Here is a 20,323-nt window from a genome sequence, read left to right as displayed (position 1 = left end):
TCTCCGGTAAAACCGAAACCGGACTCGCAAGAGCCCTGACCCAGTCCCCGAAAACCATATCGTCATGTGCGTCGGGAGCATTCCCTAGAAAGGAGGTGATCCAGCCGCACCTTCCGATACGGCTACCTTGTTACGACTTCACCCCAATCATCCGCCCCACCGTCGACGGGACCGTCCCTCACGGGTTCGGCCGACCGGCTTCGGGTGTGGCCAACTCTCGTGGTGTGACGGGCGGTGTGTACAAGGCCCGGGAACGAATTCACCGCCCCATGCTGATGGGCGATTACTAGCAATTCCGGCTTCATGCAGGCGAGTTGCAGCCTGCAATCCGAACTGAGATCCCGTTTGAAGGATTCGCTCCCGCTCGCGCGGTCGCGGCCCGTTGTCGGGACCATTGTAGCACGTGTGTAGCCCAGGACATCAAGGCCATGCGGATTTGACGTCATCCCCACCTTCCTCCGGTTTGTCACCGGCAGTCTCGTGTGAGTGCCCGGCCGGACCGCTGGCAACACACGACAAGGGTTGCGCTCGTTGCGGGACTTAACCCAACATCTCACGACACGAGCTGACGACAACCATGCAGCACCTGAGCACGCTCCCCGAAGGGCCCGCCGCTTTCGCGGCGCTCACGTGCCTGTCCAGTCCTGGTAAGGTTCTGCGCGTTGCGTCGAATTAAACCACATGCTCCACTGCTTGTGCGGGCCCCCGTCAATTCCTTTGAGTTTCAACCTTGCGGCCGTACTCCCCAGGCGGGATACTTAGTGCGTTAGCTCCGGCACCGCAGGGTGGACCCCCACGACACCTAGTATCCATCGTTTACGGCGTGGACTACCGGGGTATCTAATCCCGTTTGCTCCCCACGCTGTCGCGCCTCAGCGTCAGGGTCAGGCCAGTGCGCCGCCTTCGCCACTGGTGTTCTTCCTGATCTCTACGCATTTCACCGCTCCACCAGGAATTCCACGCACCTCTCCTGCCCTCCAGTGCGACCGTTTAGCCGCCCTCCTCCGGGTGAGCCGGAGGCTTAAAACCGCTACGTATCGCACCGCCTACACGCCCTTTACGCCCAGTAATTCCGGACAACGCTTGCCCCCTACGTCTTACCGCGGCTGCTGGCACGTAGTTTGCAGGGGCTTCCTTCGTCGGTACCGGCTCCCCGGGACTCCCGTCCCGGTCTTCGTCCCGACAGACAGAGCTTTACAACCCGAAGGCCGTCTTCACTCACGCGGCGTTGCTCCATCAGGCTTGCGCCCATTGTGGAAGATTCCCTACTGCTGCCTCCCGTAGGAGTCTGGGCCGTGTCTCAGTCCCAGTGTGGCCGTTCACCCTCTCAGGCCGGCTACCCATCGTCGCCTTGGGAGGCCGTTACCCCCCCAACTAGCTAATGGGCCGCGAGCTCCGCGATGAGCGCCAGTTGCCCAGTATTCAACAAAATATGGGCGAGCGCTAGGCTATTTGATCGCCTTGCGTCTGAGGTCACGTCATACAGCCTCACCGTAACCGCTTCAGGGTTCTTGAGGTTTGGTTATCCGTTCAAGGTCTAATGCTTCATCTAACGTCTTGGCATCTAACAAGTGCTGTTCTGAAACAACTTGACGAACAGTTTTCCCCTCTTGGAAGGCCGTTTTGGCAACAATTGCCGCTTTGTCATACCCAATATAAGGATTCAGTGCTGTGGCCAATGCTGTATTCATCTCTACATAGCTGGTTATTTTTTCGACATTGGCCTCAAGCCCTTTAAGCGCCCGATCGTTGAAGGCATCGAGTCCATTGGCCATAATTTGAATAGCTTGCAGGAGATTATAAGCAACAACGGGCATCATAACGTTCAACTCCAATTGCGCTCCAGCCACGGCCTGTTGGATGGTCAGATCGTTTCCGATGGCCTGATAACAAATCATATTCATCATTTCTGCCATGACCGGATTGACCTTCCCAGGCATAATTGACGACCCTGGCTGCACAGGTGGCAATTTAAGTTCTCCAATACCCGTACGCGGCCCCGAGCTCAGCAACCGAAGGTCGTTAGCCAGTTTACCTACGGCTGTTGCTAAGCCGCGCACCAAGCCAGACACCTGTAAAATCGCATCCATATTTTGAATAAACGTAAACATATTGTCTGGTTGATGGAATGGCAATCCGGTTTTCTCCGCAACATAAGCCGTTGCCCGGGTTTTGTATTCGGGATGCGCGTTAATGCCAGTGCCCACAGCGTTACCGCCCAGACCTATGGCATATAAGGCAGATACTCCGTCTTCTAACGCCTGACGCCAATATTTTAGTGCCCCGGCATATCCGCCAATTTCTTGCCCAAGACGCATTGGTACCGCGTCTTGCAAGTGTGTCCGTCCGGATTTCACGATATTCATCCAGAGCGCCTTTTTCGATTCTAACGTTTCTTCTGCCCGGAGAATGGCTGGAATCAAATCATGGACGATGGCTTCTGCCCCGGCGATATGTATTGCAACGTGAATCGTAGCCCCTAAGAAAACATCCCCTGCCCCCACCGCGTCAATGGCCTGCACAGGCAATCCCGCTTCGTAAAAGACACCCCGCGACGTCGCCCATACCAGCCCTTGATCGCCTAATTTGACAATCCCTATTTGGGCACCAAATTCCCGCAACTTCCGGCTGGCTGCCTTAGCAGAGCGCACATCATCAACAGGGATCCCGGTCAACACCGAGGCCTCCGATTGATTAGGTGCAATGATATCGACTTTAAATAACGACGCTGGAAAATGGTCTGAGGCGGGTGCAGGATCCCATAAGACCTGCGCGCCTGCCCGTTTGGCCAACAACACCGCACGCTCAATAACATCCAAAGGAATCTCTGCTTGCATGACTAAAATGTCTCGCGCCGTCAAGAGACGTTCCAGGCTAGCTAATGCTGCGGTCCCCACTTCGTAGTTTGCCCCAGGGACAACCGTAATGGCATTTTGCCCGGTGGGCTCAACCGTTATGAGAGCGAGACCCGTGCTTGCGGTTTTACTCACGCCAATACTGCTGAGGTCTACGCCATCTTGTCGTAGAATGCGCAAAGCTTGGACGGCAAAGGCATCATCGCCTACCATCCCAACAAGACGCGTTGCGGCCCCCATACGCCGTGCGGCAAGTGCCTGGTTCGCCCCCTTGCCCCCTGGAGCTGTTAACAAACTTTTAGCAATTCGGGTCTCACCTGCCACCGGAATCTTGTCGATGCGTGCAACTAAATCCAAATTAATGCTTCCTAACACCAAGACACTCATAATGGTCTCTATCCTTTACTAAAAATTATCCCAATCACTTTCACATCTGACTCCACTATTTGGGTCCATGGTATCATGGATTCTAATGAGAAGGGCGATCACTTCCATCAAGGGAGGACGAATTTTGGATCTACGTGAATGGATTGGTACGCTGCCTGGCATATATGGCGTTTTTGCAAAAAATCTTGACACCGGTAAAGTGTTCACTTTCAATGATACCAAGGTTTTCCCTTCAGCGAGCACTATTAAGGTACCCATTTTGATTGAACTTTACCGACGTGTAGAGGAAGAGCATCTCAGCCTCGACCACCTTCTTGTGATGCGTCGAGAAGACCAAGTTGGGGGTTCAGGAGTTCTCAAGGATTTATCGCCAAACACTGAGTATTCATTGCGTGACTTAGCGACGCTTATGATTACCGTATCGGATAATACGGCGACAAATCTTCTCATTGATTTTCTGACGATCGAAGCTGTCAATATCACCTTACGGCGGCTTGGTGTAACCCATACCGAGTTAGTGCGCCGCTTGCAGCGCGTGCCGGCGGAACCCTTAGACACAGTAAACCACACGACCGCTCAAGACATGGGCCTGCTGATGGAAAAGCTTGCTACAGGAACGGCTATTTCGTTAGCCGCCTCAGAACAAATGGTTTCATTGCTTAAACGCTGTCAAGGGCCCATCAGTATTACCAAGCTTACAGCCGAATCGTCTTGGGTTGGCGATTCTCCCATCGTCATCGCCCATAAAACCGGCTCTCTAGCCCAAGCTAGCCACGACGTCGGCATCGTCTATAGCCCACACTTACGTTACGTTGCCGCGCTGTTAAGCCAAGGTCACCCATATCTCTCTCTATTGGCCAATATTCAACGCATTGGCGCCAAACTTAGTGTCGCACTGCGTTAATTGGCCACATGGCGCACAAGCCAACGTACAATATCATTGCGCGTGATAATACCCGTGAGTTTGTCATCATGCAACACAAACACCCGCCGAACATTCTGCCGCAGCATCAAATCGGCAATTTCCCCGACCGGTGTGTTGAGTTGCACTGTCACCGCCCCTTTGCTCATCATTTTCTCGACGGGAAGAACCAAAAGACGATGACTATCTTCGTGCCATACCGTTTCATCAATCACCACTTGCGTAGGGCCAAACAAGGAATGGTAGATCTTCTGCGCACGTTGCTGAATGGCCCGCAAAACGTCGCCCCCCGTAATCACGCCAATGAGATGCCCTTCTTTATCGACCACCGGCAGTCCACTGATAGTGTGTTCGCGTAACAGCTCGACAGCCTCTCCGATAGTGGCCGTGGCATCAATTTTTATGACGTCCGTCGTCATCAGTTCACGAGCAATCATCGCACGTCCCTCCTCTATAACCTAGCGTTGGCTCCTTTATTCTAACCAATGTGAGAGAAGTTGTCGTGAGCCGTTGGGCGACTCAATTTCCCCCCACACCAATGACATATTTTGTGCTTTAGGATTTGGTCAGGGGCCATATTTGTGTTGTATCATGGAGAGATGACCCTGGCGGTATGACATTTTGTGATGCAGAAAGTGGTGTAGGGTAAGTGTTTTCTCGAGATCCAGCAATACCTCGTGTGTATTACGTGCTATTAACCGGAAGATTTTTCAATCTCGTTGGCAATTCGCTGGTTTTCCCTTTTCTGACGATTTATTTAGCCGAGCGGCTTCATGCCCCTCTAAGCACTGTCGGACTGGTGATGACATTTTATGGTGGAGCCCAAGTGCTCTCGGTGCTTGTAGGTGGCGTTTGGAGCGATCGATTTGGGCGGCGACGCGTTATGCTGACATCACTCACGTTGGGCGCCGCTGTCACATTTTTTATCGGGACTCTCCATAGTACGTGGACCCTTATTACCCTACTCAGCCTGATGGGATTCTTTGTGCCTTTGTTTCAGCCTGCCTCTATGGCAATGGTTGGCGACATTGTTCCGCGAGAGCAACTCAATTATGCCTATAGCCTCATGCGAATGGCCTCAAATGCGGGCATTATTGTTGGCCCCATGCTGGGCGGGCTATTGGCTGATCATTCCTTTTTTTGGATTTTCGCTCTGGACGCATTATCTATGGTCGTTTTTGCCGTTGTGGTGTTTATCGCCATACCCGAAACGCGCCCAAAGCGTGCGGATATGCACGTTCCACGTAGGGGCCTGTCTGATATCCGCCAAGATCCAGCCTTTTTACGATTCTCCAGCTTGTGGGCTTTCACCGCCCTGGTCTATTCTCAATTGTTTATGGTCGTTCCAGCCTATTTGCACTTGAATCTTGGATACCCACCCAGTGTGTTTGGCTATCTCGCCGCCGAAAACGCGGTGTTTGTGGTCCTCTTGCAGATCCCTATTACCCGGATCACGCGTCACATTCCCCACCTCTCGCTTATGGCTGCGGGCGTTCTCTTTTATGCGTTGGGATTTGGAATCATGCTTTCAGGGCGGACATTTTGGGTCTTCGCCACAGCCGTCTTCATCATTACCTTAGGCGAAAACACCATCAACCCTGCAGCCTCGGCATGGGTAGCTGAACGAGCTCCCGAACAAATCAGGGGACGGTATATGGGATTTTTCAGTCTCGCAAACCGCGCCGGCGCCGCACTCGGCCCATTAGCAGGCGGACTGCTCCTTAGCCAAGGCGCTGTCTGGTGGCTCGTCACCACAAGCCTCATTGCCCTCGTAACGGCACAAGGATATTGGCGCTTTGGCCATCACCACTTCGCGAGCAGCCCTGCCGATTAAGACTCCACGGGGGGTTTACGAAAGCCCTCTCCGACCACTTCATGCACCGTGGCGACCACGACAAAAGCCTGAGGATCTATACTGTAAACTAACTCTTTTAAGGTACTCACTTCCCCCCGCGTAACAACGACATACAAAATTTCTCGGGGTTCTTTAGTATATTCTCCGTAAGCACCAATGCGGGTGACGCCTCGGTCCATGGTCGCCAACACGCGAGCTGCGATGGTATCTGGGTCACGGCTAACAATGGTGAAAGCTCGTGCATAGCTGACACCCTCTTGCACCACATCGATGGCCCGTGATGAAATGAATAACGCAATTAACGAATACATGGCCAGCGTCGGGTTAAAGATGACACCAAAGCCCGCAATCACAAAAAAGTCGACCGCTAACATGCCTTGCCCCATCGTTAGGGGGAGAAACCGAATCAGGAGACGAGCAATCACATCACTGCCACCGGTGGTACCGCGGCCGCGAAAAACCAGCCCCAGGCCAACCCCTGACAACAATCCCCCGTACACGGTAGCTAGCAAGATGTTATGGGTGACGGCACCGAAATGCATAATTCCTACCATCAAAGACAACATAAAGGTGCCAAAGACTGTCCGTAGCCCTACCCGGTTACCCCAAAGCTTTTTACTGAGCCAAAGCAATGGCACATTCAGAACCGTCAAGGTTACCCACAAGGGAATATGCAAAACGTACAGTAAAATAATACCAATACCCGATACCCCACCATCAGATATTTTAGCGGGCACGTAAAAACTGTTAATGCCGATTGCCGTGATGGCGGTGCCAACAACAATCATACCGTAATCGAAGACAACACTCTTCTTATTGTTCATGGTGTCCCTGCTTTAACGATCAATTGATTATCCGATAACGTCACCGACTGTATGACTAATTGCACAGGTAAATGGAGTTGCGAGATTTGAAAGATCTGCAAATCAGTTAGCAAAGGCAATGCAATGCCATCGATAGAAGTGGGATGAAAAAGAATCGCTGTTTTATCCGGTGACACCGTGAGCGTTCCTTGTGTATTTAACGGCAATACCACTCCGCCCAGGGACACTTTGCCTTGAATGGTCATCACCCCTGAAGCAATCGTGACAACAGGATCACGAATGGGTCCTTCTGTGGCCAAAAAAGCCCCCAGAGCCGGCCCATCTAGCACCACCGTGACCGACATGCGCCCGGGCTTCTTGACGACCAAAGCATTGCGCTCTAGGGCGGGCACTGAAACTTCGCCATTTTGCCAGTTAACGATAGCCTGATCGACTTTCAGACCGTCAAAGGTAACCCCTTTCGCATTGACATAAACATCTTGAAAACGTCCTTGCGCGATAATCCAAAAGGGCATCGCTGTTAGGGCGATGGATGGTGCCACCCCCCCGTCCGTGCGTGCAATGGCTGCCGCCGCTTTCCCAGACACCCAACGCGGCACACCCCATTGCAATCCCGCTAAGATAATTACCAAGGCGGCTAGGACCTGAATAAATCGACTCATCAGGCATTGTCCTCAGGCTGTAGAGCCCCTTTGGCCTCTTGTTGCAAAAAGGCCTCAATAAAACCATCCAACTCCCCATTCATCACGGTTTGAGCGTTGGGCACTTCATAGCGCGTCCGGTGATCGCGCACGACGCTGTATGGCTGAAAGACGTATGTGCGAATCTGCGATCCCCACCCAATTTCGGCGTGGTTGCCTCGCAACTCCGCCATGTGTTCCTCCCACTGCCGTTCTTGCAACTCCGCCAATTTCCCTCGTAGCATTTTCATAGCGGTTTCGCGATTCGAGTGTTGGGATCGTTCTGATTGGCATCCGACCACGATACCCGTAGGCAAATGGGTAATGCGGACGGCCGAATCCGTCTTATTAATATGCTGACCCCCAGCCCCCGAAGCCCGAAACGTATCCACCTTTAAGTCTTCCGGCCTAATCTCAATGGTTGCATCATTTTCAATGTCGGGCAAAACTTCCACCGATGCAAAAGACGTATGGCGCCGACCGGAAGCATCAAAAGGAGAAATGCGAATAAGGCGGTGCACTCCCCGCTCTGGCCGTAAAAAGCCAAAGGCATTTTCACCTTGAATCTCTAGACTGACACTTTTATATCCGGCTTCTTCGCCCTCTAGCGAGTCGATGATATCTGCTTTAAACCCATGTTTTTCCGCCCAGCGCACATACATGCGCAGCAGCATGGACACCCAGTCTTGCGCCTCTGTGCCGCCTGCGCCAGCATGCAAAGAAACAATCGCATTTTCTTGATCGTAAGGTCCTCGAAGAATTAAGGTCAACTCAAATGCCCGCAAATCATCCAAGAGGGTTTGGCCTTCTTTCGCCTGACCCTTGAGCACTTCCTGATCATTTTCTTCCAAGGCGAGATCAAGCATTTCATCCCACTCGCTCACCCGCCTCGACAGACTCTGGTACTGCTCCAAAGGGCCCTTCACGTGACGCAATTGTTTCGTCACCTGTTCGGCCCTTTGCGGGTCATTCCAGAAGTCTGGCGCCAGCATTACTTGTTCAAGTCGCTCACTTTCGACTTGCCGTTCTTCGAAGTCAAAGAGACCCCCTAATGCGATCAATAATTTGGTGGATCTCGTTGCGCATGAGTTCTAAATCATCCTGTAACACCGTATGTCCCCCTCGGCTATTGCGTTTCTTGGTCGGCTCCATGGCATTTCTTATATTTCTTGCCGCTACCACACCAGCAAGGATCGTTGCGCCCTAGTTGCCGGCCCTGTCCCTCTTTGGGCGGCTTAGTACCCTGTCCTCCCTGAATGACCTGAAATGGGCGATGAGGCTCTTGATCCGTAACGGTAGCCACAGGTTCCAAGGTCGGGATAGGCTGCTGCGGAGCCAGTTGCAAATGAAACATCATGCGAATGACCTCTTCACGAATGGCTCCCAGCATGTTCTGATACATGTCATATGCTTCTTTCTTATACTCCACCAATGGATCTTGCTGGCCATAAGCCCGAAGGCCTACTCCCTCACGCAAATTATCCATGGCGTCTAGATGTTCCATCCACTTGGAGTCTACAACACGCAACAGAATCATCCGTTCGAGTTCACGGACCGCTTCCTCACCAAATTCTTGTTCCTTTTGCTCATACGCCCGAGTACCCGCCTCGACCAGCACCTGCTGCATTTCTTCTCGCTCTTTGCCTTCTAAATCCTCGACACGCACCATGCCTTCAGGCAAAAAGATCTCATGCAAGCTGTCGAGCAACGGCTGCAGCTCCCATTCATCGGGGTGGAGATTGGCAGGACAATGTACTGCCAATGCGTCATCCACGAGCTCAGACAACATATGCATGATATCCTCTCGCAGGTTCTCCTTAGACAAAATATCTTTGCGTTGTTTGTAAATGACTTCCCGCTGCAAATTCATGACGTCGTCATACTGCAAGACTTGTTTCCGCGCATCAAAGTTGCGGGCTTCCACCTTTTTCTGAGCGGATTCGATCGCGCGCGATAACATGGGGCTCTCAATGGGTTCATCTTCTTCAACGCCCAACCGGTCCATCAAATTCGACAAAGTCTGGGCAGCAAATAAACGCAAGAAATCATCTTCCAAAGAGAGATAAAAGCGCGACGAGCCTGGGTCCCCTTGACGACCCGCACGTCCCCGCAACTGGTTATCAATGCGCCGACTCTCATGCCGCTCGGTACCGATGATATGCAAGCCACCCATCTCTGCGACGCCTTCGCCTAAAACAATATCCGTCCCACGGCCTGCCATATTGGTCGCAATCGTCACAGCCCCTGCTTGGCCCGCTTGAGCAATAATTTCTGCTTCTTGCTCATGATACTTGGCATTCAAGACTGTATGCGGCACGCCCTTAGCCTTAAGCATTTCGCTCAGACGCTCAGACTTTTCAATCGATACCGTGCCCACTAATATGGGACGCCGCTCTTTATATAACGCTTCAATTTCACGGACCACAGCCCGAAACTTTGCCGCCTCTGTTTTATAAACGACATCCGGAAAATCCTTTCGAATCAATGGCTTATTCGTGGGCACCACAATCACGTCCAGCCCGTAAATCTTCCGAAATTCTTCTTCTTCAGTAATAGCGGTTCCGGTCATACCGGACAGCTTGTGATACATCCGAAAATAATTTTGAAAGGTAATGGTGGCCAAAGTTTGGGTCTCATCCTGAATCGGTACCCCTTCTTTGGCCTCAATGGCTTGGTGAAGCCCATCAGAATAGCGCCGGCCAAACATCAATCGGCCGGTGAATTCGTCCACGATGATGACTTCCCCGTCTTTGACCACATAGTCGCGGTCGCGCTTCATGAGCGCCTTGGCCCGTAAAGCTTGATTGAGGTAATGTGACAGGTCAATATTGACGTCGTCATACAAGTTGGCAACCCCCAACATACGCTCAACCTTAGCCACCCCTTCTTCCGTGGGCGCCACCGCTTTAAGCTTTTCATCAATCGTGTAATCTTTCTCTTCCCGCAAGTTGGATGCAATGCGGGCAAACTGATAGTACAAGTCGGGGGATTTATCGGCCTGCCCCGAAATAATAAGCGGGGTCCGCGCCTCATCAATCAAGATCGAGTCCACCTCGTCGACGATGGCGTAATGTAACGGCCGTTGGACCATTTCATCTACCGTGCTCACCATGTTATCCCGCAAATAGTCAAAACCAAATTCATTATTCGTGCCGTAAGTAATATCCGCCGCATAGGCCTGACGCCTTTCATCTGGCTCCATGTCATGTTGGATAAGACCAACGGTCAATCCCAAGAACTGATACAACTGGCCCATCCACTGCGCATCACGTCGAGCTAGATAATCATTAACCGTCACCACATGCACGCCTTTTCCCGCAACGGCATTGAGGTAGGCTGCCAATGTTGCGACCAGCGTCTTGCCTTCACCGGTGCGCATCTCAGCAATACGACCATCATGCAACACCATGCCCCCAATAAGCTGGACATCGAAGTGCCGCATTTTCAATACCCGTTTAGAGCCTTCTCGCACCACGGCAAAGGCTTCTGGCAGGAGTTTGTCCAAACTTTCTCCACTGCTGGCCCGTTCCTTAAATTCCGCGGTTTTGGCACGCAATTGCTCGTCAGTCAACGCTGCTATTTCAGGCTCTAGGGCATTGACCTTTGCGACCACTCCTCGGTACCGGCGCACTTCCCGTTCGCTAAACCGGTTAACGAGGTTGGACAACATTTTTAACATCGGGTAATTTCCTCCATTCAACGTAAAAGGAACCGGTGACGGTTCCTACGTCGATACCTAATAATGAATTTTATCATGAAGGGATCTACCCTTCAACCCGACTGCCCATGCCCTTGACCCCCAGCATGTTCCGTCCCGGTGTGTTTCCACCGCTGCGCCACAGCTTCTTCTTGAGCTAAGTTGCGCCCTTGACACATCTCGATAAACTTTTCGACAACAGCTGGATCGAATTGCTCGCCCGACGCTTTCTCAATTTCGGCCATAGCCATCGCATGCGGCATGGCGCGGCGATATGGCCTATCCGTCGTCATCGCATCATATGCATCGACCACGGAGATAATCCGAGCTTCCACGGCGATTTCCGTACCTTCTAGATTATCAGGATAACCCCGTCCATCCCACCGTTCGTGATGTTGACGTACAAACTCTCGCGAACAGCCCGCAAGATGCACGGCTTCAAGAAGTTGGCTTCCAATCACCGGGTGCTCTTTCATCGTCAGTTGTTCTTCCCGGTTCAACCGTCCCGCCTTACGCAGAATGCTGTCGGGCGTTCCCAGTTTCCCAATGTCGTGCAATAAACCGGCTTCATGGACCACATCCACGCGGTCTTCTGCCAGCCCCATATACGATGCTAGCATCCCCGCGTAGTGACCTACCCGGACCGAATGACCATAGGTATAGGAATCGCGCATATTAAGCCCTTCCAGTATCATGTCAATACTGCGCTTATACATGTTGTTCACATGGCGGAGGAGGGCAAGAACGTAACGCAACGTCGCTAGCGGAACAATAAATATTAGTTCACCATAAGGACCTAAATCTTGATATACCGCTGCCATCCCATAAGCGACAGGAATCATGAGCAAAAAGGTTGGAGTCGACCATTTAAAATGGGCGCGTAACATTTCCCAGATAGGCCGATGAACTCGAAGCGAAACAGCGACCATAACTAAAACCCAGTTTAACAAAAACGCAACAATTGCCGCCACCGTCAAGGGAATGCTAATTTCGAAAAAACTCAGACGAAGCAGGGAACCCCCGAATCCATAGAAGACCGCACCGGCAGCCCAACCAGATATAGCAAATTGTGCTCTATTAAATAAAATTGACGGCCATCTAACCTTACCGGTCAGTTCCCAACCATCCATCGTGAAGAAAAATCCTAACCAAGCACCCGCAGCAGGTCCTAAGATAATGGCGGCAGCGACTAAGACTGGCAATTGAACTGAAATGCTCCCATTATCACGTAACATTTTTACCCCAAATATGGAAGCAACAAGAATCGATACTGCCAATACAAAATCTATAAAACTTAAAGCCGTAAAGAACCGATGTCCTGTAACAACTAATAATATTAATCCAACGAGGCTCACGCACCCTATATAGACTTGCAATTTCCGTGGATACATTTCTCTTCACATCCCCACCTTAAGTGACGTCCATCAAAATTATTCGACCACCATTTAATGAAAACTGTAACCCGAACCGACTACAATAACATCCACTAAACTGGATACTAAGTTACGGACCAGACCCTTCATTATGGCATTTACTCCTATCGTAATTGCCTGCATGTACCGTCGCTCGAGGTAAACATGACATCTGTTCGCTTGGTCTGTAATGTTGGTCGAAAGCTATTAAATTTTTTGCCCTGAGTAGAGAAGAATCCTCCTATTAACAGCATCCAACGTGGCGCGAATAACGGTATCTTCAACGGTGTCTCTTAGCACGCCACAACCTGCTAACATTTCTTCACCTGGGTCAGCGATAGTCACTACCATCACATCCACACCGCCCACGCGTGCTTGCTCAATCCCGTTGAAAGCCAGCTGCTCAAGCTGCGCCATTGCTTTATTGACGGCATCAACTGTGGCCATTGCGACAGCCATTGGGATAGTGGCCCCTTGCCCATTTCCTTCGTAAATTTGGCCACCACGCCCCAACCGACACTGAGCGACAATGCCTAGGGAACTATGGCCCACAGAAAATCCCGCAATGGTTAATCGCGACCCCGCACGCTCTAGCTCGTCTTCCGCCTGAATCTGCACCACCGTTACGGCGTCTTCGTCAATGTCTTCGAAGCCGTAATTCCGGAGCAGGGACACCACTTCCCGGATCACATGCCGCGGCGATTTTGTGCCGTCGCTTAAAAGCTGAATCCGGATTGCACCGTTCGCGTCTTGGTAGACGCTGGCGCTAGTAATATAGGGAATCCGGAGTATGACTTGTTCATATGTCGACAATGGTTCGGCCATAACTCCTCCTTGGGCTACGCTTAATAGAATACGACACATTACCGCATTTTTCCTCTTTTGTGCGAGAAACTTTTTCATTTTCCTGTAAAAAATTTTAGGGACCTTGCGAGGGCAAGGTCCCCTTCTAGCCCAAAGTCATTAAACGGGCTCTAAAAGTCCATAATCGCCGTCTCGGCGCCGATATAACACGTTAATGCTATCAGTTTCTGCATTGCTAAAAGCAAAAAAGTCGTGACCTAATAAATCCATCTGCAACAAGGCTTCATCCAATGTCATGGGTTTAACAGGAAATGTTTTACGCCGGACCAAATCTGGCGATTCCTGAGGCTCCTGCGTCCGCACGGTGGCCGCATCGTGAACGATTTTTTTCTTCTCACGCGTTTTAAACTTGCGATATTGGCGCTCCAATTTGTCCGTAACCAAATCAATCGACGCATACATGTCGCTACCGGATTCTTCTGCCCGCAAGATCATCCCGTGAATGGGAATTGTGACTTCGACAATGTGCCGACCTTTTTCTACACCAAGCACGACATGAGCTGTAACATCTTGTGGGTGAAGAAGCTTGTCCATTTTGCCAAGCTTCTTGTCAACGTAATCCTTCAGCGCATCCGTAATCTCCACGTTTTTACCGCGAACGATAACTTCCATCGCGCAACGCCCCTTTACGGCTTTATGCCAGTCTTGGTCCCGACTGGTAAGAATATTATAGCACGATGAGACAAAAGCCCCTAAACAAGAAAAAGCTGGGAACAATCCCAGCTACTTTCTTGTCGAGTCGATTCTTAGAGGCGAACGACGTTCGCAGCCTGTGGGCCGCGGTCACCCTCTACCACATCAAATTCGACACGCTCGCCTTCGTTGAGCGTACGGAAACCTTCGCCATTAATGGCCGTGTAATGCACAAACACGTCACCGCCGTCTTCACGCTCTAAGAAACCGTACCCTTTTTCTGCGCTAAACCATTTGACACGTCCGGTCATACTAAAATATGTCCCCTTTCTAAAAGCTACCCTAAAGTCCAGAGTAACCGAGACCAATATAGCATCCTCTGCCAAAAAAGTCAAACTATATCCGCAAGAGCCGGGAGAAAATTTTCCCCATCCTTGGGGAAAATTCCCTGTGGATTATGGGGATAAGTTTGTTGATAAAAGATTTATCAAGCCTTTGGGCTGGGGATATATCCTCCAAATCCTGCATCACTGATTTTTTCAGGATATGATACGTCGCAGGGCCCAACGTCATGACCGACACACGTATAACGGCCATTGCACGAAAGCAGCCTTCCTATACCCACATTATTTAAAATAAGTGTGGTTATGCGTGGAGAAAATATTCCGAAGACCTACGAATCATGAGCTGTACGGCGAGTAACGTCCATGGGGAACAAGGCTATCATTTACGAAAACAAAAAGAAGGGTATCAGACGTGCATCGTCTCCCTCCCTTGTTATCATACTGCCTAAAAGGCTAACGGACGTTGGTGCTTTAGGAATCTTTGTTGGTTTGAGTTGGATCATAGCCCCACTTTTGAATGAATAATGCGCGGTTCTTATTAAAGTACGTTCGGTGCTTCCGCTTAGCACTACGAATCTGATTCACCGTAGAACTCACCCAATGATGAAATACCGCGTCGCTATCAAACCACGTTCGCCAATGATCGCTAGCGCGAATGCGATGGAGCATGTCGTCATCTTCAAAATAGGCCGGCCAAAATGCCTCATCAAATTCCCCAATTTCATCAAACAAACGCCGGTCACATAAAAAAGCGCTCATGGCCAGTCGACGGGTGGGTGGAGCTGGCTCCACATGGGCAGGCCGCCCACTGACCAAGATAACGTTATCCCGTTGCAAATCCGCCACCAAGCGATCGATAAAGTCATGTCCTTGAAGTTGAATATCGTCATTGAGAACTAACACATACTCCGCGCCATCCGCTAACGCTTGCCGAATGCCCCAGTTCCAACTTCTAGCAACCCCCCAGTTATCTTCACGGTTGTCGCGCAGATACAATGGAAGGCCAGCGGGAAGACTCGCTAGAGTATCAACCAGATGCGTGGCCCCCATCGTCGGAATCGTCACTGCCACCGTCGCCAAATTAAAACTCCTCCTGACCTCTTCGCGCGTCTCTTTACCGCCTCAAGTCTTTGTGTACCGCAGGCGGCTTAATAATACCAGTCCAATGATAGTAGGCTTCGACCGGCACTAATATGAGGGTCATCAACCATGCCCACAAATACTCACGAGAATTATATTCACGATCCCCCAACCAATCGGCCAAACGCTTCGGCATCCCCAACGCTAATAGTAACAGTCCCGCTGCCAAGGACCAACTGCCCCACACTACACTTAGAAGGGCTAGCAATTCTCCAGTAATAATCAGCAATTCGGTGGGCTGAAAACGTGGGATATATTGGGGAGCAGTCTCAGGATGGTTGCGAAACAATAGACCCTCAAACCGTTTCCGATTAGCTTTCGCAAAGTAAAATCGCCAATTTTCTTGTCTGGGAGGATGAATCACGATAGATGTTGGGACAAAGACAATCTCGTATCCCGCGTCAAGCACCGAAAAGGCTAGGTCGGAGTCTTCACGGTATGGCGACTTAAATCCCCCCACCTCGGCAATAACTGAGCGACGATAAAACATATTAGCCGTCATAAATTGCCGCCCAAAACGATTGCGAACCTGATGCGTAAAAATGGTCGGCTTGCCTCCGCCGCTTTCTACAGCCCCTTCAACAGCCCCCACATCAGGAGACGAAAAGGCTTGCACGCCATTTTCTAACCAGTGCCTGTCAGGCACTGCATCCGCATCGGTAAAGGCCACAATCTCACCGATAGCCTCACGCCAGCCAGCATCCCGCGCTCGGCCTGGCCCTCCATGATTGACTTCCAACAACCGCAGGGGAAACGCCGTGAGACTTTCGTAGGCTAAAATGGTCGATCGAACATCATCCGAAGAGCCATCGTCTACAATAATCACTTCGATCGGCTGAAGACTATTCGCCGTAATCGCTTCAATCGTACGCCCCACCAAGTGGGCTTGATTATAGATTGGTATAACCACGCTCACCGCAATCATGCGTTAAAATTCCTCCATGTTCTTTTACGTTACGGGTTTGCACCATTGGCGTCAATAAGATAACGACCGTCGTCCCTGAAGTTGTCCTGAAATATTCAGGACCGTCTGTATCCTGATTAGTCCCCGTTATTTTGCCCCTCCTTCAATCGCTCTTCGGTACGTTATAATGAACGACGGGCATTAGTAGGACCATTCTTGATGAGCCTTTCTGTCAACTGAGGTGACTTTTTGTGGGACCACGGCAAATTATTCGCCGTCTTCGCCAGCGATTCGGCCAACAACAGTCTTTACGCTTCTCAACATTGGTTTTAGCCGCGGGGGGGATGGTCTCTAAGGTCCTTGGTCTCGCGCGCCAATGGCTCATGGCGTTGCTATTCGGCACCTCGGCAGCCACCGATAGTTGGCTTATGGCCAGCATCATTCCGGTGCTGCTCTTCGAGATTATCGGCGGTAGCTTTAATATCGTCATGATTCCCTTGCTATCAGGGGGCGTCACGGTGGAAGAAGGCAATGAATCTACCGACGTCTTCCTCAATGAGGCGTACTCGTGGATTCTCGTGATCAGTGCCCTCATGATTGTCCTGTTAGAGATTTTTTCTCCTCAGTTGGTCCATCTGATTGCTCCTGGTTTTCGACACCGCCGGTACCACCTCACCGTATTTCTTTTGCGGCTGATGTTGCCAGCTGGACCTTTTTTGGTGTTGGGGAATTTTATGAATGGCATTTTACAATCGAAAAAGTATTTTATAGCACCGGCCCTGACTCCTGTGATTATTAACGTCGTCCGCGTCGCAACAATTATTGGACTGGGCATGATCATGGGAATAACCGGAGTGGCGATAGGATTTACCCTCGCACAAATGACCCAATTAGCCTATTTAATTCCTGCCTTAAAGCGCCATCACATCGCATTAAAACTAAGCCTGACATGGCGTCATCCTTGGACTCGCCAATATCTAAAACTGGCGACCCCAACATTTCTGGCCCATTCGGTGCAAATCGCTGGAACCATTGTCGACCGCATTTTTGCCTCGACCTTAGCTGTGGGCCGTATCGCTGGACTAAACTTTGCCGAAGTGATTAGCCAATTACCGATTGGCTTGGCCATTACCCCAGTTATCGCCCCAATTTACACCCAGTTAGCAGAACTCTTCAATCGAGCGGGAAATTCGGCTGCGTATAGAGACCTTGTGCGGCAGGGTGTGCAAGTTACACTGTTGGTCGTCTCTCCCTTCTTCTTAGCATTTGTCTTACTCCGGGTTCCCATTGTTGAAATTTTGTACCAACATGGTCGGTTTAATGAGGCCTCAACGGCGCTGACGTCTCGCCTTCTTTTGTATTGGACCCTAGGCATTCCTGGTACAGCTTTTGGAATGCTGTTTTCGCGTATTGTATTATCGCAAAAGGCCACGCGGACATCGAGCGTAGCCAGCATCATCTCCATTATCTTTAACGTGTTTGGGGACTTTCTCTTAGTACGTCCATTAGGATCCGATGGTCTCGCATTAGCCACCTCAATCGCCGCCTACGTTCGCGCTGTCGTGCTCAGCATATGGCTAATGCGCCATCACCTCAATCCCTTCGAAGGCCAGACGCGATTTCTATTCAGTTGGGTAGGAGCACTTATGGGATTTGGTCTTTTCAACCAACTCGCCATTATAGGGATCCACTATAGCCATTTGGGGGAATGGTATTTGTTGCTCCCTGTCATCGCGGCCACTTTATTCATAGCCACAGCGCTCTATATTTTTGTATTAATCCGCTTAGGCGTTTGGCCCGTTACCCCTTCATTGTTATCGCGATTTGTTAAAAGGGCCCGGTCGGTAAAACCCTAAGAAGCAACAAAGCGGCACGCGTCCGCACAGAATAAAACGGCCGCTTGACCCCTTATCTGATAAAGAAAGACAAGAGCCAAGCGGTGAGCTTAACACAAAACCGCGCCAACTGCCTTGGATTCTAGCGAAAGGAAAGACTGGACCATGCGGTATTCGGCATACCATTGGCACCCTTGCCAGATCAGACGTGTACAGTGTGGGCCTGTCCGGCTCTTTAGCCTATCACGCCTGATAAGTGCGCCGGTTGGTGAGCTAAAAGACTTCTCACCGTGACTAGCGGACTGGCAGGGGAGCGGCCTGTCATTTCCACCCAAATCACGACATCGTGGCGGCATAACTCAAGAACATGGCTTTTGTCACGTCCGGAATCCGCAATAAGCAACCATGGATATTGACGCTGCAAACGGTCAAGAATGGCCACGGTTTGGTCCGTGGATCCGCCATCGGCAATAATCAGCTCCACGGTGTTCTGATCCCACATCTCAAGACGCCATAACCCCGTCAAATCGATGACGGCTTGTTCAATCAGATGTTCTTGATTCATCACGTGCAGTACGATGCTGACAGACAGCGCTTCCACTCCTGCCGGCTGCAAAACACGCGCATAGACCCATTCAAGCACCACAACAGCTCCGTACAGCGACAGAGCCAACCCAAGCGCTCCCCACCAGGTCACCGCGATTCCCCTTTCCACATTCTGTCCCATTATACGAACAGACTGCGGAAAAGATGACCAAAAGACTAATCTGCGGGCTTGACAGCCGCGCGGTCTAGAAGGGCATCAACACGGTTCAATTGTTCCCATGGCAAAGCCACATCAGTCCGGCCAAAATGACCATACGCTGCCGTCTGAAGGTAAATCGGCCTCCTCAGGTCAAGATCTTCGATAATACCGAGCGGTCGCAGGTCAAAAACCTCGCGGACAATTTTGGCTAGGGCCACGTCCTCTAAGCGTCCGGTTCCAAAGGTATCTACCATAACCGATATAGGTTCGGCGACACCAATCGCATAAGAAATTTGAATTTCGGCGCGCTCAGCCAATCCTGCCGCGACCAAGTTTTTAGCCACCCACCTTGCCGCATACGATGCCGATCGGTCGACCTTCGTGGGATCCTTGCCAGAAAATGCCCCACCTCCATGCCTCGCATAACCGCCATAGGTATCGACAATAATCTTCCGGCCTGTTAAGCCTGAATCTCCATGGGGCCCCCCTACCACGAACCGACCGGTTGGGTTAACCAATATCCGCGTGTTAGAGAGATCCCAGTGCGGAGCAATCACCGGCCGAATCACTTCCTCGATGACCGCTTCCTGAACCATTTCAAGCGTGGCAGACGCATGATGCTGGGTCGACACCAAAATCGTATCAATACCAATCGGCTTAGCGTTCTCATAGCGTACAGTCACTTGGGTTTTGCCATCAGGCCATAGAAATGGGACGGTTTCCGTCTTGCGGACCTGCGCCAGTCGATAGCTCAGCTGATGAGCCAACGAAATAGGTGCTGGCATAAACTCCGGGGTTTCATTGCAAGCATACCCAAAGACCATGCCTTGGTCTCCTGCCCCGATTAAGGCGCGAGCATCGGCTGAGCCTTGCCGCACTTCCAATGCCTCGTTGACGCCCATGGCGATATCCGCCGATTGCTCGTCAATCGACGTCAGAATCGATACTGTATCCGCATCAAATCCCATTTTGGCACGGGTATACCCAATATTGCGGATGGTGTCTCGCACCACCCGAGGAATATCGACGTACGTCACCGTAGAAATTTCCCCGACCACTAATGCTAGTCCGGTCGTAACAACCGTTTCCGCGGCAACGCGCGCAACGGGATCCTCCGCGAGAATCCGGTCTAATATGGCGTCTGAAATTTGATCGGCAATTTTGTCCGGATGCCCCTCCGTAACCGATTCAGACGTAAACAGAAAATTGTGCCCCAACTCATGCCC

At 51.1% G+C, this 20,323-nt stretch carries 16 protein-coding genes, 1 rRNA gene and 1 pseudogene; 3 read left to right on the top strand and 15 right to left on the bottom strand.

What is annotated here, in order from left to right; genetic code table 11:
- Positions 1-88: 88 nt before the first annotated feature.
- A 16S ribosomal RNA gene (locus ORD20_RS03385) occupies positions 89-1,525 on the bottom strand.
- Positions 1,526-1,532: 7 nt separating this feature from the next.
- Positions 1,533-3,242 (bottom strand): annotated as a pseudogene (locus ORD20_RS03380) (PfkB family carbohydrate kinase); the annotation flags it as partial.
- A gap of 124 nt (positions 3,243-3,366) precedes the next feature.
- Between ORD20_RS03380 and ORD20_RS03375 the strand changes: the two are divergent.
- Positions 3,367-4,146, top strand: coding sequence for a serine hydrolase (locus ORD20_RS03375; protein WP_158246337.1), 780 nt, complete (start codon positions 3,367-3,369; stop codon positions 4,144-4,146).
- Here the strand turns inward: ORD20_RS03375 and ORD20_RS03370 are convergent.
- Complete coding sequence (locus ORD20_RS03370) at positions 4,143-4,601, bottom strand: CBS domain-containing protein (RefSeq protein ID WP_103376166.1); 459 nt, start codon at positions 4,599-4,601, stop codon at positions 4,143-4,145. The two genes, ORD20_RS03375 and ORD20_RS03370, sit on opposite strands and share 4 nt — an antisense overlap.
- Positions 4,602-4,813: 212 nt before the next feature.
- Here ORD20_RS03370 and ORD20_RS03365 point away from each other — a divergent pair, with 212 nt between their 5' ends.
- On the top strand, positions 4,814-5,998 hold the full coding sequence (locus tag ORD20_RS03365; RefSeq protein WP_103376167.1) for an MDR family MFS transporter: 1,185 nt from the start codon (positions 4,814-4,816) through the stop codon (positions 5,996-5,998).
- Here the strand turns inward: ORD20_RS03365 and ORD20_RS03360 are convergent.
- The 10 genes from ORD20_RS03360 to ORD20_RS03315 form a co-directional block, all read right to left on the bottom strand.
- Positions 5,995-6,843 (bottom strand): YitT family protein, encoded by an 849-nt coding sequence (locus tag ORD20_RS03360; protein WP_103376168.1) that lies wholly within the window; start codon positions 6,841-6,843, stop codon positions 5,995-5,997. The genes ORD20_RS03365 and ORD20_RS03360 overlap by 4 nt on opposite strands.
- The gene (locus tag ORD20_RS03355) at positions 6,840-7,505 is read right to left on the bottom strand and encodes an LmeA family phospholipid-binding protein (protein ID WP_103376169.1); all 666 of its coding nucleotides are present in this window, start codon (positions 7,503-7,505) and stop codon (positions 6,840-6,842) included. The genes ORD20_RS03360 and ORD20_RS03355 overlap by 4 nt, the downstream gene beginning before the upstream one ends.
- Complete coding sequence (gene prfB / locus ORD20_RS03350) at positions 7,505-8,584, bottom strand: peptide chain release factor 2 (RefSeq protein ID WP_103376170.1); 1,080 nt, start codon at positions 8,582-8,584, stop codon at positions 7,505-7,507. The genes ORD20_RS03355 and prfB overlap by 1 nt, the downstream gene beginning before the upstream one ends.
- Before the next feature lie 65 nt (positions 8,585-8,649).
- Positions 8,650-11,202 carry a preprotein translocase subunit SecA gene (secA, locus tag ORD20_RS03345; RefSeq protein ID WP_103376171.1) on the bottom strand — a complete coding sequence of 851 codons (2,553 nt, stop codon included), beginning with the start codon at positions 11,200-11,202 and terminating at the stop codon, positions 8,650-8,652.
- Positions 11,203-11,294: 92 nt separating this feature from the next.
- Positions 11,295-12,611, bottom strand: a complete 1,317-nt coding sequence (locus tag ORD20_RS03340) for an HD-GYP domain-containing protein (protein WP_103376172.1) — start codon at positions 12,609-12,611, stop codon at positions 11,295-11,297.
- A gap of 228 nt (positions 12,612-12,839) precedes the next feature.
- Complete coding sequence (locus ORD20_RS03335; RefSeq protein WP_103376173.1) at positions 12,840-13,457, bottom strand: hypothetical protein; 618 nt, start codon at positions 13,455-13,457, stop codon at positions 12,840-12,842.
- 138 nt (positions 13,458-13,595) lie between these two features.
- A complete protein-coding gene (hpf, locus tag ORD20_RS03330; protein WP_103376174.1) occupies positions 13,596-14,108 on the bottom strand; it encodes a ribosome hibernation-promoting factor, HPF/YfiA family in 513 nt (170 codons plus the stop codon).
- A gap of 134 nt (positions 14,109-14,242) precedes the next feature.
- Positions 14,243-14,440 carry a cold shock domain-containing protein gene (locus ORD20_RS03325; protein ID WP_026040771.1) on the bottom strand — a complete coding sequence of 66 codons (198 nt, stop codon included), beginning with the start codon at positions 14,438-14,440 and terminating at the stop codon, positions 14,243-14,245.
- Positions 14,441-14,944: 504 nt separating this feature from the next.
- A complete protein-coding gene (locus ORD20_RS03320) occupies positions 14,945-15,544 on the bottom strand; it encodes a glycosyltransferase family 2 protein (protein WP_242968607.1) in 600 nt (199 codons plus the stop codon).
- A 43-nt stretch (positions 15,545-15,587) separates the two neighbouring features.
- Complete coding sequence (locus ORD20_RS03315; protein ID WP_103376177.1) at positions 15,588-16,538, bottom strand: glycosyltransferase family 2 protein; 951 nt, start codon at positions 16,536-16,538, stop codon at positions 15,588-15,590.
- A 230-nt stretch (positions 16,539-16,768) separates the two neighbouring features.
- On the opposite strand from ORD20_RS03315, the gene murJ reads away from it, so the two are divergent.
- Complete coding sequence (gene murJ / locus ORD20_RS03310; RefSeq protein ID WP_103376178.1) at positions 16,769-18,373, top strand: murein biosynthesis integral membrane protein MurJ; 1,605 nt, start codon at positions 16,769-16,771, stop codon at positions 18,371-18,373.
- A gap of 214 nt (positions 18,374-18,587) precedes the next feature.
- Here the strand turns inward: murJ and ORD20_RS03305 are convergent, their stop codons facing one another.
- Together ORD20_RS03305 and metK are read right to left on the bottom strand one after the other, a co-directional pair.
- Positions 18,588-19,049 carry a glycosyltransferase family 2 protein gene (locus ORD20_RS03305; protein ID WP_103376179.1) on the bottom strand — a complete coding sequence of 154 codons (462 nt, stop codon included), beginning with the start codon at positions 19,047-19,049 and terminating at the stop codon, positions 18,588-18,590.
- A 65-nt stretch (positions 19,050-19,114) separates the two neighbouring features.
- Positions 19,115-20,314 (bottom strand): methionine adenosyltransferase, encoded by a 1,200-nt coding sequence (gene metK, locus ORD20_RS03300; protein ID WP_103376180.1) that lies wholly within the window; start codon positions 20,312-20,314, stop codon positions 19,115-19,117.
- Between the last annotated feature and the right edge of the window lie 9 nt (positions 20,315-20,323).

This window comes from Sulfobacillus thermotolerans (assembly GCF_039623705.1).
In the GTDB taxonomy this organism is placed as follows: domain Bacteria; phylum Bacillota; class Sulfobacillia; order Sulfobacillales; family Sulfobacillaceae; genus Sulfobacillus; species Sulfobacillus thermotolerans.
The sequence above is the reverse complement of the archived record's forward strand: the minus strand, read 5'-3'. Positions and strand labels throughout refer to the sequence as shown.

Coding starts and splice junctions, on each gene's coding strand:
- ORD20_RS03370 (WP_103376166.1), bottom strand. CDS start 4,601: ATGATTGCTCGTGAACTGATGACGACGGACGTCATAAAAATTGATGCC.
- ORD20_RS03360 (WP_103376168.1), bottom strand. CDS start 6,843: ATGAACAATAAGAAGAGTGTTGTCTTCGATTACGGTATGATTGTTGTT.
- ORD20_RS03355 (WP_103376169.1), bottom strand. CDS start 7,505: ATGAGTCGATTTATTCAGGTCCTAGCCGCCTTGGTAATTATCTTAGCG.
- secA (WP_103376171.1), bottom strand. CDS start 11,202: ATGTTAAAAATGTTGTCCAACCTCGTTAACCGGTTTAGCGAACGGGAA.
- ORD20_RS03340 (WP_103376172.1), bottom strand. CDS start 12,611: ATGTATCCACGGAAATTGCAAGTCTATATAGGGTGCGTGAGCCTCGTT.
- ORD20_RS03335 (WP_103376173.1), bottom strand. CDS start 13,457: ATGGCCGAACCATTGTCGACATATGAACAAGTCATACTCCGGATTCCC.
- hpf (WP_103376174.1), bottom strand. CDS start 14,108: ATGGAAGTTATCGTTCGCGGTAAAAACGTGGAGATTACGGATGCGCTG.
- ORD20_RS03325 (WP_026040771.1), bottom strand. CDS start 14,440: ATGACCGGACGTGTCAAATGGTTTAGCGCAGAAAAAGGGTACGGTTTC.
- ORD20_RS03315 (WP_103376177.1), bottom strand. CDS start 16,538: ATGATTGCGGTGAGCGTGGTTATACCAATCTATAATCAAGCCCACTTG.